The following is a 24640-nucleotide window of genomic DNA, read 5'->3' on the forward strand; positions in this document are numbered from 1 at the left end:
TTCAGTCCGCCTCCAGCAGGATGGTCTCGAAGGAAGAACGCGGCAGGGACCTGAGAAACGGGAGTCAAGTCATGGGATCGGCCCACAGGGTGACGGTGTTCGGGGCGTACGGACACACCGGGCGTTTCGTGGTGGCGGAGCTGCTCAAGCGCGGACTGGTGCCCGTGCTGTCCGGCCGGGACGCCGACAAGCTGGCGGCGTTGGCCGCCTCTCTCCGCAAGGAAGCGGGGGAGCTCGACGTCCGCCCGGCGTCGGTCGACGACGACGCCGCGCTCGACCGCGCGCTGGACGGTTCGGCTGCGGTGATCAACTGCGCGGGACCGTTCGCGACGACGTCGGCTCCGGTCGTCGAGGCGGCGCTGCGCGCGGGGATCCCCTACCTGGACGTCGCCGCCGAGATCGAGGCCAACGTCGACACCTTCGCGGACTTCGCCGACCGCGCCCGCGAGGCGGGAACGGTCGTCGTCCCGGCGATGGCCTTCTACGGCGGCCTCGGCGACCTGCTCGCCACTGCCGCGATGGGCGACTGGACCTCGGCGGACGAGGTCCACGTCTCCTACGGCCTGAGCAGCTGGCAGCCGACCGCGGGCACGCTCGCCGCCGGCGTGGTCTCCCGCGAGCGGCGCGGCGGCCGACGCGTCCGCTTCGCGAACGGGCGGCTGGAGTACGTCGAGGCCTCCGAACTCCCCACCTTGGAGTGGGAGTTCCCCGAGCCGCTGGGCCGTCGCCCGGTGCTGGGGGAGTTCACCATGGTGGACGTCGTCACCATCCCGAGCCACCTCGACATCCCCGAGGTCCGCACCTACATGTCCACGGCGGCGGCCGGCGACCTGGCTGCGGCGACCCCGGTCGACGAGCACGGGCGCACGGCCGAGACCTTTGTCGTCGACGTCGTCGTCCGTTCGGGCGACGAGGAACGGCGCGCCGTCGCGCGGGGCGAGGACATCTACGCGGTCACCGCGCCGCTGGTGGTCGAAGCGACCCAGCGTGTCCTCGCGGGCGAGACCCGGGCGGTCGGCGTGGCGTCGGCGGGTGAGCTGTTCGACGCGGCGGCCTTCCTCAAGGCCCTGTCGCCGCAGGTCTCCGTCGAGCTCTGAGCCTTCTGCTGAGCCGCCGGCTCAGACCGCACCGCCGAAGAAGACCTGCACCTCCCGGATGAGCCCGTCCCGCACGGTGATCGCCTCGACGTTGCGGTACCGGCCGCCCGTCGTGAGCTCGTACTCGTACTGGACGAAGACAAGCTCGGGGGTGACGGGGACGACGTGCAGCATCCGCTGCTCGGTGAAGCGGTCGGCGGTCGGGAAGCAGCGTTCGAAGAAGGCCGCCCTGTCGATGCGGTCGTCCTGCGGGCTGGTGAAGGTGAAGTCGTCGGCGTAGAGCGGCAGCGCCGCGTCCCGATCCTGCGCCCGGTAGGCGCGGAACGCCGCCTCGACCACGCGGGTGGGGCTCGGCGGGCTCGTCGGGTTGGCGTCGTCCACGGTGATCTCGACCTCCGTGCATCGGGCTGGCGATCTCCTCGTTTCAGGGTAGGGCCGGCCGTCCAGCAGGACCTTCCGAAATTCAGTTGCCCGGTCCGCGCGACGGGTGCAGCATCACCGCATGACCGCCTCCGTCTGCAGCAGCCGACACCCCATCAGCCCGCTTGCAGAGAGCCGTGATCATGACCTACACCCTTCGCGCATACGCCCCTTCTGACGAGACCTCCTGGCTCCGCTGCCGGGTGCTCGCCTTCCTCGACACCGCGTACTACGACTCGGTCGAACCCGCCAAGCCGACCGTCGCAGCACCCGGCCTGGAGCTGGTCGCCGTGGACGAGCACGGGGCCGTCGTCGGGATCATGGACGCCGAGGTCGAGGGCGACCTGGCGACCATCGAAACCGTAGCGATCCACCCCGACCACCGACGCCGCGGCCTGGCACGCGAGTTGCTCGCCCGCACCCGCGCCTGGGCCCGCGCCGCGGGCGCGACCACCCTGGACGCCTGGACCAGGGACGACGCCGACACCCTCGCCTGGTACCGAGCGGTCGGCTTCGCCGAGAGCGACCACTACCTCCACGTCTACGCCTTCCACTACGCCGACCCGGCCGAGCCGGGCCGCGCCGTCGTCCAGGCGGCGGCGGGACTGAAGCCCATCCACGTCTTCGCCCACGCTCCGCTGGCCGAAGAGGCGCGCATGCGCGAGGAGTTCGGCCGGGTCCATGTGTGCCGCCGCTTCGCGATGGCGATCTGACGGCCGCGCGGTCAGCTCCGGTCCGTCACGCGACGACGCGCTTGTGGTAGGTGACCCGGTCGATGTCGCGCACCTCGACCGTCACCTGGACGGTCAGGCCGGGCACTGGCGAGAGGCAGCGCCCGGCCGCCTCCATGGCGATACGCCCCAGCTCCTGCTTGGTCGCAGGTGTGCGGCCCGAAAGGATCGCCAGCTCCACGTGGACCATCGCGTCCTGCCCGGATCCCTCGCCGATGACGTGCTCTCCGCTCACGTAGAACCTGGTCTTGAAGTCGTCGAGCGGACCTTCGAGGAGGTCCGCCGCCGGCGGGTGCAGAGCAAGGGCGAAACCTCGCCGGTCGAAGGCGTCGGTCAGCTCAGCGGAGTACTCAACGGTGATCTGCGGCATGAGGGACTCTCAGGTGAGAAGATTTCTCGGGTTTCCCCGGGAGCATAGCCAGCCGGGGGCACCCGTGATCTGGGCTCGCTCGGGGGAGGATACTGTGCCGATCAGTACACGACTCGAAGGACGTATCCGGCGGGACTTTTCCGAACTCGGTTCTGCGGCAGAGGTTCTGCGCATACTCGACGATCTCCCCGACGCCGCCGGCTACGGCGCGGAGATGCTTGGAAGTGAGCGCTTGCAGACGGCGATCGTTCTGCTCGCGCAGGGAACCATCCGCCAGCTCGAAGCAGCGGTCCAACTCGCCAAGACGGACTGGCGCGACGTCCTGGTCGCAGCCGAGCTGGCCGACGCGGACTGGCCGGCTCGACTGGACGCCGAGCTCGGTCCTGAGGCTGCCTGATCTGTAGTCGGCGACGAGCCGCAAGTAGGCGAAAGGGCCCCGAGCTCCATCAGGAGTCGGGGCCCTTCGTCGTGCTCAGTCGCGCGGGTGAGGGTCGAAGACGACGATCCGGTTGGCGGCGTCGGGCCGCTCGGGCCAGACCGTTTGCTCAGTCTCCGCCTCTGCCTGCCGGTAGCGGGCAACCAGGTCGCGATGCTTCTCACTGATGTACTCGCTCGCCACGGCCGGCTCCTTTCGTCTAAACGGAGCGTAGCGGAGTGGCTGCGCTCAGCCGGGCTTGACAGTTCGCGGCGACCACGATCTGGCCGGATTCCGGGTGACCCCAGAGGCGGGTGTCGGGGCAGAACCCGGCCTCGCGCGGATCGCCGCTTTCGAAAGCCGAGAGGTCGGCCGCTTGGGCGCGAGCTACGAGGCTGCGTCAGCAATCGACTTGTAGCGGATCGGGCGCCAGGTGGTGCGGGTGTGGGTGATGCGGAAGCCGGCGCGTTCGAGGTTGAGCTGGCTGGGGGAGCCGTAGGCGACCGTGACGACGGCGAGGTCCGTGACCTTCGCGGCGTCGGCGAGGCGGTGGGTGATCAGCGCGCTCTGGCAGCCGTGGCGGCGGTACTGGGGGAGCGTCGCGGCGCCGCTGAGCAGGGCTCCGGTCGGGGTCACGTACAGGCTGGCGGCGGCTGCTGGGTGGCCGTTGACGCGGGCGAGGTAGCGGCGGACTGTCGTCGGGTCGTGTTCGGCGCGCAGCATCGTGCGGCGTTCAGACGGCGCGCTCGTGAGCTCGTAGCCGCCTAGGAGCGTGGTGAGGTAGTCGGTGTCGTCGGACGGGTCGAGTTCGTCCACGGTGACCGAATCGTGCGCGACCACTGGGGGCCGGGAGTCGCTGTCCAAGTGCCGGTGCAGGGTCGCCGTGACGGTGCCTGCGTACAGGCCGCGCAGGGCGAGAGCGGCGCCGAGGCGGTCGCCGGCGTCTCCGGCCCAGACCTCCAGAGTCGGCTCGATCCCGGCCTCAGTGAAGAACGCGAATATCGCGTCGAGGTATGGGAGATCGTCCTCGTTGAACCCGCGAGCCTTGTTGTAGAAGGGCAGTTCGCGAAGCGCCGGGACGCGCAGCGCCACGGTCCGTCCCCAGCAGGCGGTTTCGGCGTCGAGGGACTGCCGCGCGGCGGGCGTGGCCGCGTCCAGGGAGAGCTTGGACGTGATCAGGTCTTCTGCGCGGCGCGCGATGTCGGAGAGCATCCCGTCAGGATGCCTGCTCACCGCTCGCGCGAGGTGAGGTCGCGGGCGAGGCGGCCGAGGTTGAGGCCGTAGCCGATGCCGAAGGCGTGCGGGGTGAGGAGGGAGGGGTTGTCCGGGGCCCAGAACTCCGCGCGGACGCGGGCGAGGGTCGGCGGGCGGAAGTCGTAGGGCAGGCCGGCGATGCGGCCGTGCCAGGTGCGGTCCTCGGCGGGCTGGCCGAGTTCCTTGGCGAGGGCTGCGCCGACCAGCGCGCTGACGCCCGCGAGGACGAGCAGATTGAGCGCGTTGCCGCGCCGACCCACGGTGTTTTCAGCGTTCCGGGCTCCCATGCCGCGACGGTAAGTCGCCGCCGGGCGGCGGAGCAAGAGGAATCGCCGGATCTGTGGGAGCACAGTTGAGGGCGCACCCGAGCGGGCATGGCCGAGCGGCCGGAAAGGTGCAGCGGCCCGCCGCGTCTCGGGACGCGAGGGGTCGCTGCGGTCTGCCGGGTCTGGGGGTCCGCGGGGGACGGCCGGGGGCCGGTGGGTGTCAGCTGAGCTCGCGCTCGGCGGTGAGCGGGGCCTCGGGGGCGATCGCGTCGCCCGGGACGGCGGGCGGGACCGGCTGGTTGCGCATCAGGGCGAAGTAGAGCGCCGAGGAGACGGCGAGGCCGAGCAGCCAGGAGATGTCCGCGCCGCCCAGGTGGGCGACCATCGGGCCCGTGTAGAAGGTGGTGCTGACGAACGGCACCTCGACCAGGACGCCGACGACGTACGCGACCATCGTGCGCCAGTTGAACCGGCCGTAGCAGCCCGCCGGGTCGAACAGCGCGGGGATGTCGTACTTCTCGCGGCGGATCACGTAGAAGTCGACCAGGTTGATCGCCGTCCACGGGACCAGGAAGTACGTGAGCAGCAGGATGAAGTTCTCGAAGGTGTTGAGGAAGTGCGCCTGCCCGACCAGCGCCAGCACCGTCCCCACCGCGGCCGCGAGCAGGATGAACGCCGCCCGCAGGCCCTGTCCGACGTTGAAGCGCAGCAGCGCCGACAGCGTCGTGGTGGTGGACATGAACGCGCCGTACAGGTTGAGGACGTTGACGGCCAGCACGCCCAGCACCACGACCAGGTAGAAGAGGCCGGAGATCGAGCCGGGGGCCAGGCCCACGACGAAGGACACCGCGTTGTCGCTGAACGCCTTGGGTGCGACGGCCGCCGCCACGCAGCCGAACGACATCATCCAGATGCTGGCGCCGACGGACCCGGCGTAGGTCCACCAGAACGGCGGCGAGACGCGGGTGGAGGAGGGCAGGTAGCGGGAGTAGTCGGCGACGTAGGGGGCGTAGGTGATCTGCCACGTCGCGGCGATGGAGATCACCAGCAGGAAGGTGCCCCAGTTGAGCGAGCCCGCGTGCCACATCCCGGCCGGGTGGCCCTTGCCGGTGAGCAGGCGGTAGCTGAGGTAGGCGAAGCCGATGCCGCTGAGCAGGCTGATCCAGCGCTCGACCGTGTGGATCAGCTTGTAGCCGTAGAGCGCGAGCACGGCGCAGACCGCCGCGACGGCGACCACTGCGGCGCTCTGCGGCATGCCGGTCCAGGCCGCGAGCGCCGAGCCGCCCAGGACCGCGCTGCTGGCGAAGAAGCCGAGGTACATCAGGATCACCAGCAGCAGTGGGATCACCGCGCCCAGGAACCCGAACTGCGCCCGGCTCTGGATCATCTGCGGCACGCCGAGCTTGGGGCCCTGGGCCGAGTGCAGCGCCATGAAGACGCCGCCGAAGAGGTTGCCCACGACGAGCGCGAGGATCGCCCAAGGGAGCGGCAGCCCCAGCACCACTCCGAGAGCCCCGGTGACGATGGTGGTGATCTGCGTGTTCGCCGCGAACCAGACGGTGAACAGGGAGCGCGATCTCCCGTGCCGTTCGGATTCCGGGACGAACTCCAGTGCACGCCGTTCCATGAGGGCCACCTTGGAAGCTCGAATCGTGTGGGGGATGCACACATCTTGCTGTATGGAGTCAGGCAGCTGTCAAGAGCTTGAATAATTTCATTCTGAGTCGCCGATGAGGTGCACAGGGGCCGCGATCCTGCCTATCGTGCTCGGCCATGACGCATGACTGGCGCAAGGACCGGATCGGCAGCGCGCTCGCGGGCGCCAACCCCTCGGTGATGCGGCGGCTGGACGCGGGCTTCGCGACGATCGGGGACGTGCAGTTCCTGCCGGGCTACTCGGTGCTGCTGGTGGACGACCCGTCGGTGCAGCGGCTGTCCGAACTGCCGCGCTCCAGGCGGCTGGCGTTCCTCTCCGACATGGAGCGGCTCGGCGAGGCGATCGAGCACGTCTGCCGCCGCCTCGATCCGGCGTTCCGACGCGTCAATCTGGAGATCCTCGGCAATACCGAACCGATGCTGCACGCCCACATCTGGCCCCGCTACGACTGGGAGCCGCCCGAGTTGGTCGGCCGGCCGGTCTGGCTGCACCCGCGTGAGAAGTGGAGCGACCCGCGCCACGCGGTCGGCCCGCAGCACGACGCGCTGCGCGAGGCGATCGGCGAGGAGCTCGACCGGCTCGCAGATTGAGGATTGACGTGCCGTCAGTATTCAAGCGGCGAGCTGAGGATGTTCACGACGCGCTAGCCGGTGCCCGAGTGACGGGCGGCCGTCATTCCAGCAGTCCGCGGCGGATCGCCTCGGCGACGGCGGCGGCGCGGTCGGAGACGCCGAGTTTGGCGTAGAGGTGCTGGACATGGCTCTTGACCGTGCTGGGGGAGAGGAAGAGCGCTGCCGCCGCCTCCGGGACGCTGCGGCCCTGGGCGAAGAGTTCGAGCACCTCGTGCTCGCGGGCGGAGAGGACGGGGGCGTCGACCTCGCGGCGGGCGTGGATCTCGGCGGCGAGGCCGTCGGTCAGGTGGGGCGGGACGACGGAGCGTCCGGCGGCGGCCTGGGCGACGGCGTCGACGATCTCGTCGCGGGAGGAGTCCTTGAGCAGATACCCGGCCGCGCCCTCCTGGAGGGCCTTGAAGACCAGGCCGCTGTCCTCGAAGGCGCTGAGCAGCACCACGCGCGTCGGTAGCTCGTCGCGGACGACCGCGTGCACCACGGCGATGCCGTCGAGGTCGGGCATCTTGTAGTCGATCAGCGCGACGTCCGGTTGGTGCTCGCGGATCGCGGCCAGCGCGGTGCGGCCGGTCTCCGCCTCGGCGACGACCTCGACCCGGCCGCTCTGGGTCAGCGAGCGGCGGACGCCCTCCCGGTAGAGGGGGTGGTCGTCGGCCACCACGACCCGGATCGGTCGGTCCTGCTGGGTTGTCCGGCTCATCGCGCTCACCATGCGTCCATGACGGGCCCGTTCGGCGGAGGATCAGGCCGTCCGTCCCGGCTCCGCCATCGTATGCCGGGCCGTTGCGGGCCGCCTGTGGGCCGCCTGTGGGCCGCCTGAGGGGCCGCGGCCGTGCGGTGGCTCAGGCCGCTTCGGGTGCCGCGTCGGCGGACGGTGTGCCGTCGTGGCCCGCGGTCTCCGGCGGCGGCAGGGGGAGGGTGACCGTGGCGGTGGTGCCGCGTGGGCGGTTGGGGCCGAGGACGAGGGTGCCGCCCGCCTCCTCGACGCGGATCCGCTGCGCGGACAGGCCGATATGGCCGCGGGTGACGGGCGGGTGCTGCCCGCTCCCGTCGACTTCCTGCCCCTCCCCGTCCCCGTTCCCGTCGACCGGGAGCCCGACGCCGTCGTCCCGGACGGCGAGGACGGCGACGCCGTCGGCCAGCGACAGCTCCACCTCCACATGCTCGGCGTCGGCGTGCTTGACGACGTTGGTCAGCAGTTCGCGTCCGCAGCGGTAGAGGACCCGGTCGGCGCGGTGGCCCGCCGACACCGCGTCGCTGCGGAAGCTGAGGCTGAAGCCGCCGCGCTGGGCGGCGCGTTCGGCCAGGTCGCGCAGCGCGGGCGAGACGCCGGCCTGCTCCAGCGAGGCGGGGTGCAGCTCGGTGACCGAGGAGCGCAGCTGGCGGGCGGCCTCGCGCAGCGCCTCGTCAGCGCGGTCGAGTGCGCCCTCCGTGGTGGCGGCGGTGGCGTCGGCCTCGACCGGGGATTCGGCGGCAGGGTTGGGGGTGGCTTCGCGGTCCTTGCGGGTGAGGTGGTGGGCCTCGTCGAGGTCAAGCCGGGCCGCGAGCACGTTCTGCAGCGGGCCGTCGTGCAGGGCCTCCGCGAGGTCGCGGCGCTCCTCGTCCACGGCGGCGACCGTGCGGGCCAGCAACTGCCCACGTTGGCGGGCCAGCTCCGCGATCATGCGGACGCGGGACTGCTGGATCCGCGACAGCACCACGCCCGCCACGCTGAGCGTGGCCAGCACCAGGCCGTTGGTCAGCGTGTAGTGCAGGTCGGGGGAGGCGTGCAGGTGGCCGATGCCGGACGCGGCGGTGTAGGTGACCGTCGCGGCGAGGCCCGACACGGCGGTGACGAACGGGCTGAGCTGGAACGAGGCCAGCAGCGGCACGAAGATGAACGCGTCCGGGCTCAGCGGCGTCGACCAGTTCGGGTCGGTGTAGGCACCCGCGATGCCGAGGATCACGGCCAGGAACGGCAGGTCGACCAGGGCCACGGCCCAGACCAGTTGCTGTGGCCCGTGCTCGCGCCGGGAGACCACGATCATCCCCGCGCTCCACACCCCGTAGAGGAGGGTGAGCGCGAGCGTCAGCCCGACCCGTTCGTGCGGGCGGATCAGCAGCAGGTTCGCCAGCACCACGAGGAAGACGCACGCCCGCAACCACGCCTGCACGCGGACCGCGCGGTGCTGGTGGGTCCGCAGGATCTCGCCGATCGCGTACTTGTCGGCTGCGTCGGGGAACCCGGGCCCGGAGAGCCCGACAAGCCCGGGGACGGCGTCGAGTCGGCGCAGCGACGCGAGGAGGCCGCTCGGCTGGAGCGCGCGGGCCGAGCCGTCGGCCGTCCGGGCGCTGCTGGGGTTGGGGCTGGGTGCCATGGTCACTCCCGGAGTCCCGTGGATGTCCGTCGAGCCCTCCGCAGCTCTCAGTCTCCCACCAGCCCACCAGCCCACCAGCCCCGTCCGGGCGGTGCGCGGATCATCCACCTGACCCCCCGATCGGTTGACCCTGCCGCCCCTCCTCCCCGCCGACAGTGGAAAGCGCAGGTCAGCAGACCCGCCGGGCCGGACGATCCACCTGGTCCGTACGAGCGAGACACGCTTAGGGGAACACCATGAAGTCGACGATTCTGGTCACCGGTGCCGCCGTCCTGGCCGCGGGAACTCTGACTCTCGCCGCGCCCGCCGCGTTCGCGGACTCCGCGAGCCCGACGAGCACCGCGAGCTCCACGAGCGCCCCGGCGGACGCGTCGAGCGGCTCCACCACTCCGGCGGACTCGACGGGCGGTTCGACCACCCCGACAGACCCGACCACGCCGACCACGCCGACCACCCCGACGACCCCCGCGGCCTCCACGGGCGGGGCGATCAGCGTCACCTCCGCGACGGACGCGGGGGCGGCGATCCAGGGCGGCAGCAATGTCAACATCAGCGGCACCTGCCCGGACGACGCCACCACGCTAACGTCGATAGCGTCGCCGTTCTTCGCCGGAGGCTCCGCGAGCATCGGCGCGTCCAACCCGCAGGCGTTCACCGCAACGGCGACGGTCCTGCCCGACATCCCGGCCGGGTCTGACCCGGTGACGGTGTCCTGCGTCAACGGCTCGGGCGCGAACGAGACGGTGCAGGGGAGCTTCACCGTCACCGCCCCGGTCACCCCTGTCACGCCGGTGACCCCGGTCAAGCCAGTCACCCCGGTCACTCCGGTCACCCCCGTGAAGCCGGTGACCCCGGTGACCCCGGTGGCCCCGCCGGTGAAGCCGGTCACCCCCGTCACCCCGGTCGCACCGGTGAAGCCCGCGACCCCCGTCGCTCCGGCCAAGCCGGTGGCCCCCGCCCACGCGATCGCCCCGGCGGCACCGGTGAAGCCGGCCGCCCACCCGTCGCTGCTGCCGCTGGCCCCCGTCGCGCAGCCCGTCGCCCCGGTGGCTCCCGCACAGCCGGCAGCTCCGGTCGCTCCGGTCGCACCGGCCGCGCACCAGGCCGCCCCCGTCGCGCACACCTCGACCGCGAAGCACAGCAGCGAGACCGCCGCGCACTCGGGCGGCTCGAATGACAACACCGTGCTGCTGGCCGTCGGAGCGGGCCTGGTCGCCGGTGTCGGTGTGATCGGTGCCGGGATGGCCAAGAAGCGGATGAGCGCCAAGAAGTGACGATCAGTCAGTAGAGAGCGGAGCGGCGGCCCCAGGGCCGCCGCCCCTTCTCGGACGTACCCGACCAACTCCCAGCACCCGCCGCCTGCTTGCCAGCCCTCCTCCCCTCCCTCCCTGCCAATGGAGTGACCTGCCATGCCTGCTTTCCTGCGCCCCGGCGACCGCACCACCGGAAGCTACGCCCCTCGTTCCGCCAGGCCCGTCGCCGCGCCGGCCGCGCACGTCTGCTGCACCCACTTCCTGGTCCGGACCGACGTGCTCGACGACGCCGTCGTGCTGCGCCTCTCCGGCGAGCTGGACCGGGCCGCCGTGCCGTGTCTGCTGCACGCCGTGGAGCGGGCGTTGGTACGCGGACGTCACCGGCTGGTGCTGGACATGGAGGCGCTGCGCTTCTGCGACGCGGGCGGAGTGGGCGGGCTGATCACGGCCCGGCGCGCGGCCGAGGCCGTCGCGGTGCGGATGTTCGTGGCCCGTCCCTCGCGGCTGCTGCGCCGGCTGTTGTCGCTGTGCCGGGTCAGCGCGTGTTTCCCGACTCTTCCCTGACAGTTCGCCGAAGTGCACGTTTGTGCGGGGACTGGACAGTACGCCCGTTGTGCCCCAGGCTACGTGACCATGGCCGGTCAGCTGCTCGACGTGCGCGGACGTCAGGAACTCCATGATGCGGTCCTGGCCGCCGCCGAGGACATCGCCGCTCTGCTCCGCTCGGGCGGCGAGGGAACAGTCCCGATACCCGACGCGGAGTGGACCGTGGCCGAGGCCGCCGCGCACCTGGTGCTCGCCAACGCGCTGATGGCCGAGATCGCGGCCGGAGTGGACCTCCCGCTCTACGGCGACGGGACGCCGGGCGGTATCGCCGCCGCCAACGCCGCGTCCCTGGACGCTTTTCCGGAGCGTGACCTGGCTGTCCTCGCCGACGGCGTGGTCGACCAGGCGCGCGCCTACGTCGAGGCGGCGGGCCAAAGGGCCGGCACGGAGCCCGTGGTGACGCCGATGGGTCCGATGGTCCTGGACATCCTCGGCTCCTACCTGTTGACGCACATGCTCGGCCACGGCTGGGACATGGCCCGCGCCCTGCGCCGCCCGCACATGGTCGACCGTCGCCGGGTCGAGCTGTGCCTGCCGTTCCTCTTCGCCGCGATGCCACGGGTGGTGGTCCCGGACGCGGTGGGCGACCTGAACGCCACGTTCACGCTCGGTCTGCGCGGCTCGCGGGAGCGCTGGTCGGCCCGGTTCACCTCCGGTTCGCTGAAGGTGACGCCCAAGGCCGTCGCGCCGGACGGGCCGAGTGACTGCACGATCATCAGCGAGCCGGTGACGTTCTTCCTGATCGCGCTGGGCCGTTGCTCGCCCTGGGGCGCGATCGCGCGCGGCAGGGTCCTCGCCTGGGGCCGCCGCCCCCGCCTCGCGGCGGCCTTCGCGACGTACTTCCGCGCGCCCTGAGGCCCTCCATCCACGGACATGGCGGAGAAACATGGCGGGGAAAGCAGAACGTCCGGGCCGACCCTTGCGGGCCGACCCGGACGTCAGGTGAGCTGAGCGCTCAGGCGAGCAGAGCGCTCAGACCAGCAGAGCGCTCAGGCTCAGCGCAGGTCGAACCGGTCCAGGTCCATGACCTTGCTCCACGCCGCGACGAAGTCCGTGACGAACTTCTGCTTCGCGTCGTCGCTCGCGTAGACCTCGGCGAGGGCGCGCAGCTCGGAGTTGGAGGCGAAGACCAGGTCGGCACGGGTGCCGGTCCACTTGGCCTTGCCGGTGGCGCGGTCCTGGCCCTCGAAGGCAGACGCGTCGTCGGCCGTGGCCGTCCACGCGGTGCCCATGTCGAGCAGGTTGACGAAGTAGTCGTTCGTCAGCACGCCCGGGGTCTCGGTGAGGACGCCGTGCGTGGACTGGCCCTGGTTGGCGCCCAGCACGCGCAGACCGCCGACCAGGACGGTCATCTCCGGCGCGCTCAGGTTGAGCAGGTCGGCCTTGTCGAGCAGCAGGTACTCGGCCGGGAGGCGGTTGCCCTTGCCGACCCAGTTGCGGAAGCCGTCGGCCTTGGGCTCGAGCGCCGCGAAGGACTCGACGTCCGTCTGCTCCTGCGTGGCGTCGGTGCGGCCCACGGAGAACGGGACGGTGACGTCGACGCCGGCGTCCTTGGCCGCCTTCTCGACGCCCGCCGCACCGGCGATCACGACCAGGTCGGCCAGCGAGACCTTCTTGCCGCCGGACGCGGCGGAGTTGAAGGACTCCTGGATGCCCTCCAGCTTGCGCAGCACGGTGGCCAGGCGGTCGGGGTCGTTGACCTCCCAACCGGCCTGCGGCTGCAGGCGGATGCGACCGCCGTTGGCACCGCCGCGCTTGTCGCTGCCACGGAAGGACGAGGCAGCTGCCCACGCGGTGGAGACCAGCTCGGAGACGCTGAGGCCGGAGGCCAGCACCTTCTCCTTGAGCGCGGCCACGTCGGCGGAGTCGACCAGCGGGTGGTCCAGGGCCGGGACCGGGTCCTGCCAGATCAGCACCTCGGAGGGGACCTCCGGGCCGAGGTAGCGGGCGATCGGGCCCATGTCACGGTGGGTCAGCTTGTACCAGGCGCGGGCGAAGGCGTCCGCGAACTGGTCGGGGTGCTCCATGAAGCGACGCGAGATCTGCTCGTAGGCCGGGTCGAAGCGCAGCGACAGGTCCGTCGTCAGCATCGTCGGCTGGTGCTTCTTGGACGCGTCGTGGGCGTCCGGCACGGTGCCCGCACCGGCGCCGTCCTTCGGCCGGTACTGGTTGGCGCCCGCCGGGCTCTGGAACAGCTCCCACTCGTAGCCGAAGAGGATCTCGAAGAACGAGTTGTCCCAGGTGGTGGGCGTGTTGGTCCAGATGCCCTCCAGGCCGGAGGTGATCGCGTCGCCGGCCTTGCCGGTGCCGTAGGTGGACTTCCAGCCCAGGCCGACCTGCTCCAGGCCGGCGGCCTCCGGGTCCGCGCCGACGTTGTCGGCCGGGCCGGCGCCGTGGGTCTTGCCGAAGGTGTGGCCACCGGCGATCAGCGCGACGGTCTCCTCGTCGTTCATCGCCATCCGGCGGAACGTCTCACGGATGTCGCGGGCCGCGGCGATCGGGTCCGGGTTGCCGTTGGGGCCCTCGGGGTTGACGTAGATGAGGCCCATCTGGACCGCGCCGAGGGGGTTCTCCAGCTCGCGGTCGCCGGTGTAGCGCTTGTCGTCGAGCCACAGGGTCTCGGGACCCCAGTAGGTCTCCTCGTCCGCCTCCCAGACGTCCGCGCGACCGCCGGCGAAGCCGAAGGTCTCAAAGCCCATCTGCTCCAGGGCCACGTTGCCGGCCAGGATCATCAGGTCGGCCCAGGAGATGTTCTTGCCGTACTTCTTCTTGATCGGCCAGAGCAGACGGCGGGCCTTGTCCAGGTTGCCGTTGTCCGGCCAGCTGTTGAGCGGGGCGAAGCGCTGCATGCCGTTGCCGCCACCGCCGCGGCCGTCGCTGATGCGGTAGGTGCCCGCGCTGTGCCAGGCCATGCGGATGAAGAGCGGGCCGTAGTTGCCGAAGTCGGCGGGCCACCAGTCCTGCGAGGTGGTGAGCACCTCGGCGATGTCCTGCTTCACGGCCGGGAGGTCGAGCGACTCGAAGGCCGCCTTGTAGTCGAAGTCCTCGCCGAGGGGGTTGGCCACGGCGGGGTTCTTGGCGAGGATCTTCAGGTTGAGCCGATCCGGCCACCACGTGCGGTTGCCGCCACCCTGGGTCGGGTGCGGGGCGCGCCCGTGCACGACCGGGCAACCACCCGAGCCCTCGGCTCCGACCATTGCGTCAGGGGTCTCAGACATGGGAATCCTTCCGGGCTAGACGAGTAAGTCCGAAGTCTGGCTGAGGGGAAGAAGCGAGGCCGTTCAGGCCGACGCGTGTCGCGCGCAGGAACTCGTGCCGTTCGTCCTGCACGCCAGACAGGCAGGCCCGACCCGCGATCCGCGCGGAGCGCGCACTGCGCGCCGCCCACGCGGCCTGCGCGTGGTGGTCGTCGACGGGAATGGGAGTCCCCGTCGTTGGGTAGGCAGTCACGTGCGGTTACTCCAGGCCGTCCTTGCATCCATCCGGTGCCGCCACGAACCCTATCTTAGACCTTGTCTAAGTCAATGCCGACACCAATCTCGAACAACATCCGAGTGCCTGCTACCCTCGACGCATGAGCGACCTGCTGGAACGGCTCCGTACTCGTGGCTGGCGGCTGACCGCGCAGCGGCGGGTCGTCGCCCAGGTCCTGGACGGCGACCACGTCCATTTCACCGCCGACGAGATCCATGCGCGCGCTGTGGAGCTGCTGCCGGAGATCAGCAGGGCGACGGTCTACAACACGCTCGGCGAGCTGGTCAGCCTCGGCGAAGTCCTCGAAGTCAGCACGGACGGCCGCGCCAAGCGCTACGACCCGAACGCCCACCACGCGCACCAGCACCTGATCTGCGAGTCCTGCGGCACCATCCGCGATGTCCACCCAACGGGTGACCCGCTGACCGCCCTGCCGTCGACGGAGCGCTTCGGCTTCGCCGTCTCCGGCGTCGAGGTCACCTACCGCGGCCTCTGCCCGGACTGCGCGGCCAAGGGCTGACAGCAACAAGCCGACACCGACCAACCGAGCGCTCACGGGGGAGTGCCATGGACGACGACCGGTCCGACGACTGGTACGTGGACGACCGTTGCACCAACTGCGACGTGGCGCGGCAGTTGGCGCCCGGGCTGATCGAGCAGGTCGGCGGACGCTCGCAGGTGGTGCGGCAGCCACGGGACACGGACGAGCTGGCCCGGATGAACGCCGCCGCGTTCGCCTGCCACACGCGCTCGATCCGGCGGCCCGACCGGCCACTCGACACCGCCGCTGACCCCTACCCGCTGGCGCTCGACGAGAACGTCCTGTTCTGCGGCCACAACTCGCGGAACACCGCCGCCGCCAACGCCTACCTGCTGCGCCGTCCCGACGGCACGCAGATGATGGTCGACACCCCGCGCTGGTCCGCCGCGCTCGCCGACCGGTACGAGGCGTCGGGCCGGGTCACCGACGTCCTGCTGACGCACCGGGACCACGCCGCGCACGGACGCCAGTACGCCGACCGGTTCGGCGCGCGGCTGTGGATCCACGAGGGCGACCTCGGCGCCGCGCGCGACGCCGACCAGGTGCTGCGCGGCATCGAGCCCACCGAGATCGCGGAGGGCGTGGTGGCCCACCCGCTCGCGGGGCACACCGAGGGCAGCGTCCTGTTCGTCGCCGACGAGCGGTACTGCTTCAGCGGCGACAGCCTCTACTGGTCGCGCGCCAAGGGATCGCTCGCGGTCGCGGAGCACGTCACCTGGTACTCCATCCGGGAGTTGGCGGCGTCGCTGACCCGCACCGCGCCGTCGCTGCGCTTCTCCTGGGTGCTGCCGGGACACGGCGACCGCAAGCACCTCCCGGCGGAGGAGATGGCCGAGCAACTGCGCGCGCTGACCGCGTACACGCGTCAACTACGGCCGACGCCGGTCGACTTCGCCGCGCATCAGTGGTGAGGGGAGAACCCGCACAACCGGAGTGAACCGTCCCGCCGGGTGACGCTCCGAGCAGGCCCTATGCTCGTCCGCCATGATCCCTTCGCCGACGGACGAGTTGACCGCGGAACGCCCTGCAGGCCTGGGAGACGACTTCCGGCGGCTGTGGAGCGCCTACGCCGTGAGCGCGGCGGGCAGCGCCGTCGGGGCTGGGGCGCTGCCGCTGGTCGCGGTGCTGGCGTTGCACGTGTCGACGTTCCAGGTCTCGCTGCTGGCCGCGCTGTCGGCGCTGGCGGGGGCGGCGATCGCGCTGCCGCTGGGGAGCCGGATCGAGTACCGGACCAAACGGCCCGTCATGATGACGGCGGACCTGGTTCGTTGCGTCGCGCTGGCGAGTGTGCCGGTCGCGGCGGTGTTCGGCACCCTGACGTACGCCCAGCTCTGCGTGGTCGGCGTGGTCCAGATGGCTGCGGCGATCGCGTTCGGCGCGGCGGCGACCGCGAACCTGAAGGGGCTGGTGTCGTCCGCCGGCCGACTCCGGGCCGCCGCGCACTTCGGGACAACCGACTGGATCAGCCAGACCGCCGGCCCGCCGCTGGGCGGCCTGCTGATCGGGGCGTGCGGGGCGACCGTCACCATGGCGGTGGACGCGTTCTCCTTCCTGCTCTCGGCGGTCGGCGTCCGCGCGATCCGACGCCCCGAGCCCGCGCCGCCGATGCGGTCGGCGGGGCAGCGCGGGGAGTTGGCCGCCGGATGGCACGTCATCCTCCGGCATCCGGGCCTGCGTCCGCTGTTCTGGAACTCGCTGCTGTTCAGCGGCGCGGTGATGATGAGCAGCCCGCTGCTGGCGGTGCTGATGCTGCGGAACCTGCACTACGCGCCGTGGCAGTACGGGCTGGCCCTCGGCCTGCCCTGCGTCGGCGGGGTGCTGGGGTCGCGGTGCACGAACCTGATGTCACGCCGCCTCGGTGCGCACCGGACGCTGCTGCTCTTCGGCGTCGTGCGCGCCCCTTGGCTGTTGCTGCTCGCCTGGGTGCCGGCCGGACCCGTCGGGCTGGTGTTCCTGGTCGTGGTGGACACGGCGCTGCTCTTCGCGGCGGGCGTCTTCAACCCGACGTTCGTCGCCTACCGGATGACGGCGACACCGGACGAGGTGCTGGCGCGCGTGGTGACGGCCTGGTCGGTCAGCATCAAGGCCGCCCAGCCCCTCGCGATCGTCCTGGGCGGTGCGGTCGCCGCGTTCGCCGACGTCCGGACGGCGGTCGCCGTCGCGGGCGTGCTGTGCCTGGCCAGTGGTCTGCTGTTGCCTTGGCGTCAGGATTCCGAAGTCGCGCTTGCGGCAGGGGAAGAGGCGGAGGGGACGCCGATCGGAGCTGCTCGAAGTGGAACGAGCGAATGAGGAGGGAGCCTACGCCGACCGGACCGGATCCTCTGCCTCGGCACCGGCTGCGGCGGCCGCAGTGTTCGAGCGGGCGACGACGTGGGTGGGCGCATCCTTCTCCGCGCGCCGCGCCCGGATCCCGACCGCGCTCAGCACCGCGCTGACCGCGAGTGCGACGACGGCGGTGGCGAGCGCGGTCTGCAGCCCGGTGCGGAAGTGGGGTGAGGAGGCCTGGCCGACCAGCAGCCCCATCACCGCGACGCCGACGAGGCCGCCCACCTGCCGCGAGGCGTTGAGCACGCCCGAGGCGATGCCCGCGTGGGCCGGGTCGACCGAGGTCAGCATGGCGTTGGTCATCGCCGGGACCACCAGGCCGGTGCCGAACCCGGCGACGAGGAACTGCACCAGCATCGCGGTGTAGGAGTGTCCGCCGATCGCAGGGAGGGTGAGCAGGTAGCCGAGGGCGGCGAGCACGCTGCCGACGACCAGGACGGTGCGCGTCCCGTAACGCTTCGTCAGCGGGCCGGAGGAGAGGTTGGCCGTCATGATCGCCGCGGTCATGGGCAGGAACGCCAGCCCGGTGCGGATCGGCGAGAACCCCCAGACCTGCTGGAAGAAGAGGCTGAACACGAAGATCAGGCCGTAGAAGGAGAAGTTGATCAGCACCCCGATCAACGACGTGGTCCGGAAGACCCCGTGTCCGAACAGCCGCAGCGGGAGCATCGGGTCCGCGCTGCGCCGCTCGACGCGCAGGAAGCCGACGAGCGCGAGGACGAAGACCGCCAGGCAGGTCAGCACCAGCGGGGAGCCCCAGCCCTGGGCGTTCGCCTCCACGACGGCGCCGGTCAGTGCGCCCAGGCCGACGACGGCGAGGACCTGGCCGGGCAGGTCGAGCCCGCGAGCGGGACGCTTTGACGCGGCGTCACTCGGCGCGGTGTCACGCGGTGCGGCGGAGCGCGCGTACCGGGCGGTGATCACCACGCCGATCGCGGCGACGGGGAGGTTGACGTAGAAGATCGAGCGCCAACCGGCGGTGGCCACCAGCACCCCGCCGACGACGGGACCGAGGGCCAGGGCGAGGCCACCGGCCGCCGCCCACAGGCTGACGGCGCGGGTGCGCCGGGCCGGGTCGGGGAAGTTGGTGGTCACGATCGAGAGCGACGAGGGCACAATCATCGCCGCGCCGACACCCTGGACGATGCGCGCGGTGATCAGCGCGACCAGGTCGGGAGCCGCGCCGCAGGCCAGCGAGGCGAGCGCGAAGAGGACGAACCCCCACAGGAAGATCCGCTTGGGGTCGAACCGGTCGCCCATGGCGCCCGCCGTGAGCAGGAAGCCCGCGAAGGTCAGGGTGTATCCGTTGACCACCCATTCGAGGCCGGACAGGCTGCCACCGAAGTCGGCGGAGAGCGCCTTGATGGCGACGTTGACGACGCTGACGTCGAGGATGATCACGACGATGCCCAGGCAGGCGGCGAAGAGTGTCAGGCCCGGACGAGTGTGGGCGGCGGGGTGTGGGCCGGCGGCGGGGTCGTGCGGCATTGCTCTTCCTTCCGTGCCGCACGCGGCGGCGTGAGGAGGCAAGGGACAGGGACAGCAAGGGATGGAGGCGGCGAGGGACAGGGAACGTCCGGCCGAGGTAGAGTGTTCGTCGAAACACGAACACCCATAGTGTTAGCAGAGCGTCGAACACTTTTCAATCCGCTGCTGCTGCGTCAGGAAGGGGCAACTGCCATGGCACAGACGGAGGAGCGCGTCGCCGGTGCGAGTCACCGGGCCGCGCCCGTTCACGCCGCCCTGGCCGAGGTGAGCCTGGAGACCGCGCTCCTCGCGCTGGCCGATCCGGTCCGGCGCACGCTCGTGCGCACGCTGGCCGGCGTGCCCGACTGGGAGCGTGCCTGCGGCAGCTTCGAGGTGCCGGTCACCAAGGCCACGCTGAGCCGGCACTTCCAGGTGCTGCGCGACTCGGGCCTGCTGGAGCAGCGTGACGCGGGTGCGAAGCGACTCAACCGGCTGCGCCGCGAGGAGTTCGAGGGGCGGTTCCCCGGGCTGCTGGCGCTGGTCCTGGCCGAGTCGGGCCAGGCTCCTGCTGTGTCCGGGGCGGGTGCTTGACGGGGTCGTCGGTCGCATTGTTGGATGAGTGACCAATAGCGCCGTCTTGAGGTCCGCCTCGCCGAGGAGCATCGCGATCATGACCGCCCCCACGGTTTTCCGTTCCCCCGCCACCGCCCCCGGCGAGCGCGGCCTGCTCCTCGGTCGCGCCTTCCCGGACCGGATCCGGCGCACCGCCGACTTCTACGACGAGCTGTTCCGGGCCACCGGCGCCGGCACGCAGGACGTCGCCGACGCGGCCACGACCGCCTTCGAGCACATCGCCGCGCTCGCGCCGGAGCTGGCCGAGGAGATCGACGGCATCGCCCGGGGCGCGGAACTGCAGCTGCACCGCGTCGCCGCGCTCAACGCCCGCACCGAGATCCTCGGCCGCTTCGGGCGGCAGCACGCCGAGTGCTCGACCGTCGTCCACGTCCCCGCCGACGGGCGTCCGCCGGTCACCCTGCAGACCTGGGACTGGCACGACGGCATGCGCGACGGCTGGTTCGTCTGGCACATCGAGCACCCGGACGGGCGGGTCGTGAAGACCGTCACCGAGTACGGCATCGTCGGCAAGATCGGCGTCAACGCGGCGGGACCGGCTCCGAAGCGGGCTTTGGGCCTGCACTTCAACATCCTCGGCCACGCCTCGGACGCCGCCGCGACCCTTTCGGACCGCGCCTGGCTGCCGGTCCACGTCCTGGCCCGGTACGTGCTCGACCGCTGTACGGACCTCGACGCCGCCGTCGAACTGGCCACGACGACACCCGTCGCCGCGTCGAGTTCGCTGACGTTGGCCGGCTTCGCCGACGGCCACGCAGCGGCGACCACCGTCGAACTCAGCCCGGCCGGACCGGCGTTGCTGCGGCCCGAGGCGGACGGCTACCTGCTGCGCACCAACCACTTCGTCGACGCCCGGCTCGCGCCCGGCGAGGCCATGGCCACCGAGGACCCCGACACCCTCAACCGCCTGGCGGCCCTCCGCGCCCGCACGGCGGGCCGCCCGCACCCCGCCCGGTCCGAGCTGCTGGACGCCCTGACCTTCCACCTGGACGAGGGCGCGGCCCTGTGCTGCCACGCCGCGCCGGACGCGCCGCTCGGCCAGCGGTGGGAGTCGCTGGCGACGGTCTCCCTCGACCTCGCGGACGGCCGACTCGCCGTCCACGCGGGCGGCCCGTGCACGGCACGCGAGAGCGTGTGGGCGGTGGTCTGACCTCGGTGGTCTGACCTCGGCTGACGTCAGGTCAGGACGGTCCGTCGCGGTAGATGTTGACCTGGTTGTTGATGTCGCCGACATTGAAGTTGATCAGGCCGCTGCAGGCGAGGAGGCAGAGCCCGCTCGGAGGCGTCGGGGTCGGTGCCGCGGACACCACTACCGTCGTCGTGGCGTTCGAGGCGTCGCAGTTGCCGTTGCCGTTGTAGGCGGCGGTGATCGTGTGCGAGCCGACGGAGGACAGGGTGGTCGTGTAGGTGGCCACCCCGGCGGCGCTGACGGGCACGGTGGTGAGGAGGTTGCTGCCGTCGAAGAACGTCATGCCGAGTCCACCGCTGGGATCGCCGGTACAGGTCACCATCGCGGACAGGTTCACCGACTGGCCGACGGTCGCAGCCGAAGGTGAGGCTTGGACCGTGGTCGTCGACGGCGCTTGGGCGGCCGCCGGTGTGGCAAGGACCACGACGGCGGCCATGGCGGCGGCAGTGACCGAGTTCCAGGCCAGCATGTCTTTCCAACGCGTCACCGCGTCGCCTCCTTGAGAGAGCGAGTGTGCGAACAGAGGGAGACACTAGGGCGGGAATCTCGATCTGCCCGGGCATGGTGGCGCCGGTGAGGCTGTTTGGCCGACCTGGTTCCTTCGGACGGAGGCCTCCTGACGGAGGGTCGGGCTACGACTGGCCCACAGCTTCACGGTCGCGTCGTGCGGCCTCCGGCTGTAGCGGAGTCGCGGCCGGCTCCTGGGCCGGGGCGCGGCGGATCACCAGCGCGGCGACCACGACGGCGCCGACCACGAGACTCGCGCCGACCCGGAAGGCGAGCTGGTAGCCGTCGGTGAGGGCGGAGTCCGGCGAGGTGCCGTGGCCGAGCAGCGCCGCGGTGCGCGAGGCGGCCAGGGTGCTGAGGACCGCGAGGCCGAGTGAACTGCCGACCTGCTGCATGGTGTTGAACATGCCCGAGGCCAGACCCGAGTCCCCGGCCTTAGCCCCCGACATGGCGAGTCCGGCGAGCGCGGGCATGGCCAGGCCGAAGCCGATGCCGAGCGGTACCGTCGCCGGGAAGACGTCGGTGAGGTAGGCGCCGTGGACCGAGACCTGCCCGAGGATCGCGAGTCCGGCCGCGATCAGCGCCAGGGCGACGAGCAGCACCGGGCGCGCGCCCCAGCGGCCGATCACACGTGGTGCGACCAGCAGCGACATCGCGCCGATCAGCAGCGACACGGGAACCACGCCGAGGCCGGTCTGCACCTCGTCGAAGCCGAGCACCTTCTGCATGTAGAGCACGGACAGGAACGAGAAGCTGAACATGCCCGCCACCATCAGGGTGTGCGCGCCGAGCGCACCCATGACGTTGCGGTACCGGAACATGCGCGGCGGCAGCAGCGGATCGGCGGCCTTCGCCTGCCGGACGGCGAACACCGCCAGCAGGACGGCGGTCAGCAGGCCGAGGACGCCGGTGCGGAGCGAGACGAAGCCGTGGTCGGCCGTCCCGACGATGGTGTACACGGCGAGCATCAGCGCGGCGGTGATCAGCACCGCGCCGACGGCGTCCGTGCTCCTGCCCCGGTCCCGGAGCGCACCGCCGTCGGCATGCAGCCGGCGGGCGGCGAGGACCGCGGCGACCGCGCCGATCGGCACGTTGACGAAGAAGATCCAGTGCCAGCTGACCGCCTGCGTCAGCACACCGCCCAGCAGCAGGCCCAGCGTGCCCCCGGCGGACTGCACGAAGCTGTAGACGCCGATCGCCTTCGCCTGCTCCTTCGGCTCGGGGTAGAGCGTCACCACCATCGCGAGCGTGACGGACGACGTCACCGCGCCGCCCGCGCCCTGGAGGAAGCGTGCCGCCAGCAGTACGGCCTGGTCTTGCGCGACCCCGCACAGCAGAGACGCGATGGTGAACACGACCAGGCCGACGACGAAGACCCGCTTGCGCCCGAGCAGGTCACCCAGCCGTCCGGCGAGGAGGAGCAGACCGCCGAACGGGATCAGGTACGCGTTGACCACCCACGCGAGGCTGGACGGCGAGAAGCCGAGGCTCTGCTGGATGGTCGGCAGAGCGACGTTGACGATGGTGCCGTCGAGGATCACCATCAGCTGGCCGACGCAGAGGATCGCCAGGGCGAGCGAGCGCGACGCACTGCGCGTGGGTGGGGGTGAGGAGTGCGACGAGAGCGGTGACGAGGGCGACTGGGCGGGCATGGGCGGGCCTCTCATGGGTAACCTTTTGTTACTGAGACCATCGTGAGTAACCATCGCCGAAGGCGGAAGGAGGCACTTTTATGTCACGCAGTCACATTTCTGTGACCGACCTGGTCACGGAGGAGAACCCGGCCTGCCCGGTGGCGGAGGTGCTGGACCGGGTCGCGGGCAAGTGGGCCATCGGGATCCTGGTCGCCGCGGCGAAGGGGCCGGTGCGCTTCACCGAGCTGGAGCGCCGTGTCGAGGGCATCAGCCGCCGGATGCTCACCCTCAACCTGCGCAAGCTCGAACGCGAGGGCCTGCTGGAGCGGACGGTCTATCCGACGGTCCCGCCCAAGGTCGAGTACACCTGTACGCCGATGGCGATGGAACTGCACGAGACGCTGATGACGCTGGTCGACTGGGCCAAGCGCCACAGCGCCGACATCGCCCGCGCCCAAGAGGCGTACGACGCCGCGCAGGCAGCCGACGTGGCCTGACGGCGCGGGCTCCGTCCTCAGTCCTCTGCGCTCGGCGCGAGCAGTGCGCCGAGCGCTGCGCTGCCGTCGAGCAGGGCCCTGGAACGGGCGTTGACGGTCGCGGCCCTGGCGGCGAGGGCGGCGGCGAGGTCCGCCGTCCGGCGGCCGCGCCGGAGTTCCGGCATCAGCGCCCGCAGCGGCTCGATCCGGTAGCCGGCCAGGCGGAGTTGGTGGACGATACGCGCGTCCCTGACCTGGGCTGGGGTGTAGCGGCGGGTGGCGCGCGCCGGATCGCGGTGGGGTTCGCGGTCGGGGACGACGAGGCCCTCCGCGTCCCAGTGGCGCAGGGTCGACGGGCGCACGCCCAGCGCCGCCGCGAGTTCGGAGACGCTCATCGCGTCGGACGCGCGGACGTCGGCGATCGGTTCGTCGGAGATCGACTCCACGGCCTGCTGCGCCTGGCGCAGGTCGCGGCGTTCCGCGTCCAGCCGGGCGTGGGCGGCGTCGAGCAGGACCAGTACCTCCGGCGAGGCGGGGTAGGCGTGGGCGGCCCGGACGATGCGCCGGGCCTCGGTCGGGCCCGTGCCTGCGGCCAGGGCGCGGTAGGCCAGCGCGGACAGGACATGGACCTCCGCGTAGACGCGGTACCCCGTATCGGTGCGGGTCGTGGGCGGGAGCACGCCGTCGCGTTCGAGGTTGCGGATCTGCTGGACCGAGCACCCGGCGCGGCGTGCGACATCGACAGTGCGCATCGCGGTCGATTGTAGACCTGTCGCCTGAAGTGCCTTGATCTATGCTCCTCGGGCGGCAGAAGTCTCCACATGGACGTGAATGCCACGCTGGAGTGCATGACCATGGAAGAGATCCTGAGTTATGTCGATGGCCTCGGCGATGTCCTCACCGTCAGGCCCGCTCCCGGCGACGGTTCGCCTGAGATCAGCTGGGGCGACGCGTTCTTTTACCTGGCCCCCGACGGAGTCAACCCGACGGAGCCGCAGCCCTTCGCGACGATCGTGACGAAGGACTACCCGGGCGACGAGTCCTCCCGGCTGGACCGGCCGGACACGTTCCGCGTCAACGTCGCCGCCGGGCGCGACGCGTTCGCCCGCTGGACCGGGCACGAGCCGCGCGAAGCGGGCGCGCCAGGTCGCCCCACGGATGCGGTCGCCGCAGACGCCGAGGACACCGTGTTCGCCCACCCCGTCTACGGCGCGCTCGGTTGGCTGGCCGTGGTGAACCCGGGACCGCCCACAGACGGCGCCACCCGTGAGCTGCTGCGCGAGGCCCACCGCCTGGCCCGCGCACGGTACGAGCGGCGCGCCGAGACCGGCTGACGCGA

The 24640-nt window shown here is 71.5% G+C and carries 27 protein-coding genes; 14 read left to right on the plus strand and 13 right to left on the minus strand.

The genetic code is table 11. The features are described from left to right. Nucleotides 1–71 precede the first annotated feature (71 nt). Nucleotides 72–1097, plus strand: a complete 1026-nt coding sequence (locus I2501_RS02155; protein ID WP_196192018.1) for a saccharopine dehydrogenase NADP-binding domain-containing protein — start codon at nt 72–74, stop codon at nt 1095–1097. A 21-nt stretch (nt 1098–1118) separates the two neighbouring features. On the opposite strand, the gene I2501_RS02160 is transcribed toward I2501_RS02155, so the two are convergent. Next, nucleotides 1119–1478 (minus strand): nuclear transport factor 2 family protein, encoded by a 360-nt coding sequence (locus tag I2501_RS02160; protein ID WP_328806153.1) that lies wholly within the window; start codon nt 1476–1478, stop codon nt 1119–1121. 182 nt (nt 1479–1660) lie between these two features. Here I2501_RS02160 and I2501_RS02165 point away from each other — a divergent pair, with 182 nt between their 5' ends. Beyond that, entirely contained in the window at nt 1661–2230 is a 570-nt protein-coding gene (locus I2501_RS02165) for a GNAT family N-acetyltransferase (RefSeq protein ID WP_196192019.1), read from the plus strand. Nucleotides 2231–2255: 25 nt separating this feature from the next. On the opposite strand, the gene I2501_RS02170 is transcribed toward I2501_RS02165, so the two are convergent. Next, nucleotides 2256–2618 (minus strand): 5-carboxymethyl-2-hydroxymuconate Delta-isomerase, encoded by a 363-nt coding sequence (locus tag I2501_RS02170; RefSeq protein ID WP_196192020.1) that lies wholly within the window; start codon nt 2616–2618, stop codon nt 2256–2258. A 214-nt stretch (nt 2619–2832) separates the two neighbouring features. Here I2501_RS02170 and I2501_RS38735 point away from each other — a divergent pair, with 214 nt between their 5' ends. Continuing rightward, nucleotides 2833–3015 carry a hypothetical protein gene (locus tag I2501_RS38735; protein ID WP_215909172.1) on the plus strand — a complete coding sequence of 61 codons (183 nt, stop codon included), beginning with the start codon at nt 2833–2835 and terminating at the stop codon, nt 3013–3015. Between the two features lie 75 nt (nt 3016–3090). Here I2501_RS38735 and I2501_RS02180 read toward each other — a convergent pair whose 3' ends face one another. The 4 genes from I2501_RS02180 to I2501_RS02195 all read right to left on the minus strand — a co-directional run bounded on the left by I2501_RS02180 (nt 3091) and on the right by I2501_RS02195 (nt 6180). Then, nucleotides 3091–3237 (minus strand): hypothetical protein, encoded by a 147-nt coding sequence (locus tag I2501_RS02180; protein ID WP_196192022.1) that lies wholly within the window; start codon nt 3235–3237, stop codon nt 3091–3093. 183 nt (nt 3238–3420) lie between these two features. Next, nucleotides 3421–4245, minus strand: coding sequence for a GNAT family N-acetyltransferase (locus I2501_RS02185; RefSeq protein ID WP_196192023.1), 825 nt, complete (start codon nt 4243–4245; stop codon nt 3421–3423). A gap of 17 nt (nt 4246–4262) precedes the next feature. After that, entirely contained in the window at nt 4263–4574 is a 312-nt protein-coding gene (locus tag I2501_RS02190) for a DUF5808 domain-containing protein (RefSeq protein WP_196192024.1), read from the minus strand. A 199-nt stretch (nt 4575–4773) separates the two neighbouring features. Continuing rightward, a complete protein-coding gene (locus I2501_RS02195) occupies nt 4774–6180 on the minus strand; it encodes a purine-cytosine permease family protein (protein WP_196192025.1) in 1407 nt (468 codons plus the stop codon). Nucleotides 6181–6326: 146 nt separating this feature from the next. Between I2501_RS02195 and I2501_RS02200 the strand changes: the two genes are divergently transcribed. After that, nucleotides 6327–6800 (plus strand): diadenosine tetraphosphate hydrolase, encoded by a 474-nt coding sequence (locus tag I2501_RS02200; RefSeq protein ID WP_196192026.1) that lies wholly within the window; start codon nt 6327–6329, stop codon nt 6798–6800. A gap of 82 nt (nt 6801–6882) precedes the next feature. Here the strand turns inward: I2501_RS02200 and I2501_RS02205 are convergent, their stop codons facing one another. Both I2501_RS02205 and I2501_RS02210 read right to left on the minus strand, forming a co-directional pair. Next, nucleotides 6883–7539 carry a response regulator gene (locus tag I2501_RS02205; protein WP_196192027.1) on the minus strand — a complete coding sequence of 219 codons (657 nt, stop codon included), beginning with the start codon at nt 7537–7539 and terminating at the stop codon, nt 6883–6885. Nucleotides 7540–7681: 142 nt separating this feature from the next. Continuing rightward, nucleotides 7682–9196: a sensor histidine kinase gene (locus I2501_RS02210; RefSeq protein WP_196192028.1), complete on the minus strand. Its 1515-nt coding sequence runs from the start codon at nt 9194–9196 to the stop codon at nt 7682–7684. A gap of 236 nt (nt 9197–9432) precedes the next feature. Here I2501_RS02210 and I2501_RS38740 point away from each other — a divergent pair, with 236 nt between their 5' ends. The 3 genes from I2501_RS38740 to I2501_RS02230 all read left to right on the plus strand — a co-directional run bounded on the left by I2501_RS38740 (nt 9433) and on the right by I2501_RS02230 (nt 11910). Next, nucleotides 9433–10470, plus strand: a complete 1038-nt coding sequence (locus I2501_RS38740; RefSeq protein ID WP_215909173.1) for a hypothetical protein — start codon at nt 9433–9435, stop codon at nt 10468–10470. A gap of 135 nt (nt 10471–10605) precedes the next feature. Beyond that, nucleotides 10606–11013, plus strand: a complete 408-nt coding sequence (locus I2501_RS02225) for an STAS domain-containing protein (protein ID WP_196192031.1) — start codon at nt 10606–10608, stop codon at nt 11011–11013. A 69-nt stretch (nt 11014–11082) separates the two neighbouring features. Further along, complete coding sequence (locus tag I2501_RS02230; RefSeq protein ID WP_196192032.1) at nt 11083–11910, plus strand: maleylpyruvate isomerase family mycothiol-dependent enzyme; 828 nt, start codon at nt 11083–11085, stop codon at nt 11908–11910. A gap of 140 nt (nt 11911–12050) precedes the next feature. Here the strand turns inward: I2501_RS02230 and katG are convergent, their stop codons facing one another. Then, the gene (katG, locus tag I2501_RS02235) at nt 12051–14273 is read right to left on the minus strand and encodes a catalase/peroxidase HPI (protein ID WP_196192033.1); all 2223 of its coding nucleotides are present in this window, start codon (nt 14271–14273) and stop codon (nt 12051–12053) included. A 356-nt stretch (nt 14274–14629) separates the two neighbouring features. Between katG and I2501_RS02240 the strand changes: the two genes are divergently transcribed. The 3 genes from I2501_RS02240 to I2501_RS02250 all read left to right on the plus strand — a co-directional run bounded on the left by I2501_RS02240 (nt 14630) and on the right by I2501_RS02250 (nt 17359). After that, complete coding sequence (locus tag I2501_RS02240) at nt 14630–15049, plus strand: Fur family transcriptional regulator (protein ID WP_196192034.1); 420 nt, start codon at nt 14630–14632, stop codon at nt 15047–15049. Between the two features lie 47 nt (nt 15050–15096). Next, nucleotides 15097–15981 (plus strand): MBL fold metallo-hydrolase, encoded by an 885-nt coding sequence (locus I2501_RS02245; protein ID WP_196192035.1) that lies wholly within the window; start codon nt 15097–15099, stop codon nt 15979–15981. A 73-nt stretch (nt 15982–16054) separates the two neighbouring features. Next, nucleotides 16055–17359, plus strand: a complete 1305-nt coding sequence (locus I2501_RS02250) for an MFS transporter (RefSeq protein ID WP_196192036.1) — start codon at nt 16055–16057, stop codon at nt 17357–17359. A 9-nt stretch (nt 17360–17368) separates the two neighbouring features. On the opposite strand, the gene I2501_RS02255 is transcribed toward I2501_RS02250, so the two are convergent. After that, entirely contained in the window at nt 17369–18883 is a 1515-nt protein-coding gene (locus I2501_RS02255; RefSeq protein WP_196192037.1) for an MFS transporter, read from the minus strand. A gap of 192 nt (nt 18884–19075) precedes the next feature. Here I2501_RS02255 and I2501_RS02260 point away from each other — a divergent pair, with 192 nt between their 5' ends. Together I2501_RS02260 and I2501_RS02265 are read left to right on the plus strand one after the other, a co-directional pair. Beyond that, a complete protein-coding gene (locus I2501_RS02260; protein WP_196192038.1) occupies nt 19076–19453 on the plus strand; it encodes an ArsR/SmtB family transcription factor in 378 nt (125 codons plus the stop codon). A 79-nt stretch (nt 19454–19532) separates the two neighbouring features. Next, complete coding sequence (locus I2501_RS02265) at nt 19533–20645, plus strand: C45 family autoproteolytic acyltransferase/hydolase (RefSeq protein WP_196192039.1); 1113 nt, start codon at nt 19533–19535, stop codon at nt 20643–20645. A 31-nt stretch (nt 20646–20676) separates the two neighbouring features. Here I2501_RS02265 and I2501_RS02270 read toward each other — a convergent pair whose 3' ends face one another. Beyond that, nucleotides 20677–21171, minus strand: a complete 495-nt coding sequence (locus tag I2501_RS02270; RefSeq protein ID WP_328806154.1) for an Ig-like domain-containing protein — start codon at nt 21169–21171, stop codon at nt 20677–20679. A 145-nt stretch (nt 21172–21316) separates the two neighbouring features. Beyond that, nucleotides 21317–22858 carry an MFS transporter gene (locus I2501_RS02275; protein ID WP_268926839.1) on the minus strand — a complete coding sequence of 514 codons (1542 nt, stop codon included), beginning with the start codon at nt 22856–22858 and terminating at the stop codon, nt 21317–21319. A gap of 65 nt (nt 22859–22923) precedes the next feature. Between I2501_RS02275 and I2501_RS02280 the strand changes: the two genes are divergently transcribed. Next, nucleotides 22924–23322, plus strand: a complete 399-nt coding sequence (locus I2501_RS02280) for a winged helix-turn-helix transcriptional regulator (protein WP_196192040.1) — start codon at nt 22924–22926, stop codon at nt 23320–23322. A 17-nt stretch (nt 23323–23339) separates the two neighbouring features. Here I2501_RS02280 and I2501_RS02285 read toward each other — a convergent pair whose 3' ends face one another. Continuing rightward, nucleotides 23340–24053 (minus strand): MerR family transcriptional regulator, encoded by a 714-nt coding sequence (locus I2501_RS02285; protein WP_196192041.1) that lies wholly within the window; start codon nt 24051–24053, stop codon nt 23340–23342. Nucleotides 24054–24149: 96 nt separating this feature from the next. Here I2501_RS02285 and I2501_RS02290 point away from each other — a divergent pair, with 96 nt between their 5' ends. Beyond that, nucleotides 24150–24635, plus strand: a complete 486-nt coding sequence (locus I2501_RS02290) for a DUF6194 family protein (protein WP_196192042.1) — start codon at nt 24150–24152, stop codon at nt 24633–24635. Nucleotides 24636–24640 lie beyond the last annotated feature (5 nt).

It is taken from the genome of Streptacidiphilus fuscans (assembly GCF_015690355.1).
In the GTDB taxonomy this organism is placed as follows: domain Bacteria; phylum Actinomycetota; class Actinomycetes; order Streptomycetales; family Streptomycetaceae; genus Streptacidiphilus; species Streptacidiphilus fuscans.

What these genes read in the sequence shown, in the direction of transcription:
- I2501_RS02155 (WP_196192018.1), top strand. Translation starts at nt 72, where the DNA reads ATGGGATCGGCCCACAGGGTGACGGTGTTCGGGGCGTACGGACACACC.
- I2501_RS02165 (WP_196192019.1), top strand. Translation starts at nt 1,661, where the DNA reads ATGACCTACACCCTTCGCGCATACGCCCCTTCTGACGAGACCTCCTGG.
- I2501_RS02170 (WP_196192020.1), bottom strand. Translation starts at nt 2,618, where the DNA reads ATGCCGCAGATCACCGTTGAGTACTCCGCTGAGCTGACCGACGCCTTC.
- I2501_RS38735 (WP_215909172.1), top strand. Translation starts at nt 2,833, where the DNA reads ATGCTTGGAAGTGAGCGCTTGCAGACGGCGATCGTTCTGCTCGCGCAG.
- I2501_RS02185 (WP_196192023.1), bottom strand. Translation starts at nt 4,245, where the DNA reads ATGCTCTCCGACATCGCGCGCCGCGCAGAAGACCTGATCACGTCCAAG.
- I2501_RS02190 (WP_196192024.1), bottom strand. Translation starts at nt 4,574, where the DNA reads ATGGGAGCCCGGAACGCTGAAAACACCGTGGGTCGGCGCGGCAACGCG.
- I2501_RS02195 (WP_196192025.1), bottom strand. Translation starts at nt 6,180, where the DNA reads ATGGAACGGCGTGCACTGGAGTTCGTCCCGGAATCCGAACGGCACGGG.
- I2501_RS02200 (WP_196192026.1), top strand. Translation starts at nt 6,327, where the DNA reads ATGACGCATGACTGGCGCAAGGACCGGATCGGCAGCGCGCTCGCGGGC.
- I2501_RS02205 (WP_196192027.1), bottom strand. Translation starts at nt 7,539, where the DNA reads ATGAGCCGGACAACCCAGCAGGACCGACCGATCCGGGTCGTGGTGGCC.
- I2501_RS02210 (WP_196192028.1), bottom strand. Translation starts at nt 9,196, where the DNA reads ATGGCACCCAGCCCCAACCCCAGCAGCGCCCGGACGGCCGACGGCTCG.
- I2501_RS38740 (WP_215909173.1), top strand. Translation starts at nt 9,433, where the DNA reads ATGAAGTCGACGATTCTGGTCACCGGTGCCGCCGTCCTGGCCGCGGGA.
- I2501_RS02225 (WP_196192031.1), top strand. Translation starts at nt 10,606, where the DNA reads ATGCCTGCTTTCCTGCGCCCCGGCGACCGCACCACCGGAAGCTACGCC.
- I2501_RS02230 (WP_196192032.1), top strand. Translation starts at nt 11,083, where the DNA reads ATGGCCGGTCAGCTGCTCGACGTGCGCGGACGTCAGGAACTCCATGAT.
- katG (WP_196192033.1), bottom strand. Translation starts at nt 14,273, where the DNA reads ATGTCTGAGACCCCTGACGCAATGGTCGGAGCCGAGGGCTCGGGTGGT.
- I2501_RS02240 (WP_196192034.1), top strand. Translation starts at nt 14,630, where the DNA reads ATGAGCGACCTGCTGGAACGGCTCCGTACTCGTGGCTGGCGGCTGACC.
- I2501_RS02245 (WP_196192035.1), top strand. Translation starts at nt 15,097, where the DNA reads ATGGACGACGACCGGTCCGACGACTGGTACGTGGACGACCGTTGCACC.
- I2501_RS02250 (WP_196192036.1), top strand. Translation starts at nt 16,055, where the DNA reads ATGATCCCTTCGCCGACGGACGAGTTGACCGCGGAACGCCCTGCAGGC.
- I2501_RS02255 (WP_196192037.1), bottom strand. Translation starts at nt 18,883, where the DNA reads ATGCCGCACGACCCCGCCGCCGGCCCACACCCCGCCGCCCACACTCGT.
- I2501_RS02260 (WP_196192038.1), top strand. Translation starts at nt 19,076, where the DNA reads ATGGCACAGACGGAGGAGCGCGTCGCCGGTGCGAGTCACCGGGCCGCG.
- I2501_RS02265 (WP_196192039.1), top strand. Translation starts at nt 19,533, where the DNA reads ATGACCGCCCCCACGGTTTTCCGTTCCCCCGCCACCGCCCCCGGCGAG.
- I2501_RS02275 (WP_268926839.1), bottom strand. Translation starts at nt 22,858, where the DNA reads ATGAGAGGCCCGCCCATGCCCGCCCAGTCGCCCTCGTCACCGCTCTCG.
- I2501_RS02280 (WP_196192040.1), top strand. Translation starts at nt 22,924, where the DNA reads ATGTCACGCAGTCACATTTCTGTGACCGACCTGGTCACGGAGGAGAAC.
- I2501_RS02285 (WP_196192041.1), bottom strand. Translation starts at nt 24,053, where the DNA reads ATGCGCACTGTCGATGTCGCACGCCGCGCCGGGTGCTCGGTCCAGCAG.
- I2501_RS02290 (WP_196192042.1), top strand. Translation starts at nt 24,150, where the DNA reads ATGACCATGGAAGAGATCCTGAGTTATGTCGATGGCCTCGGCGATGTC.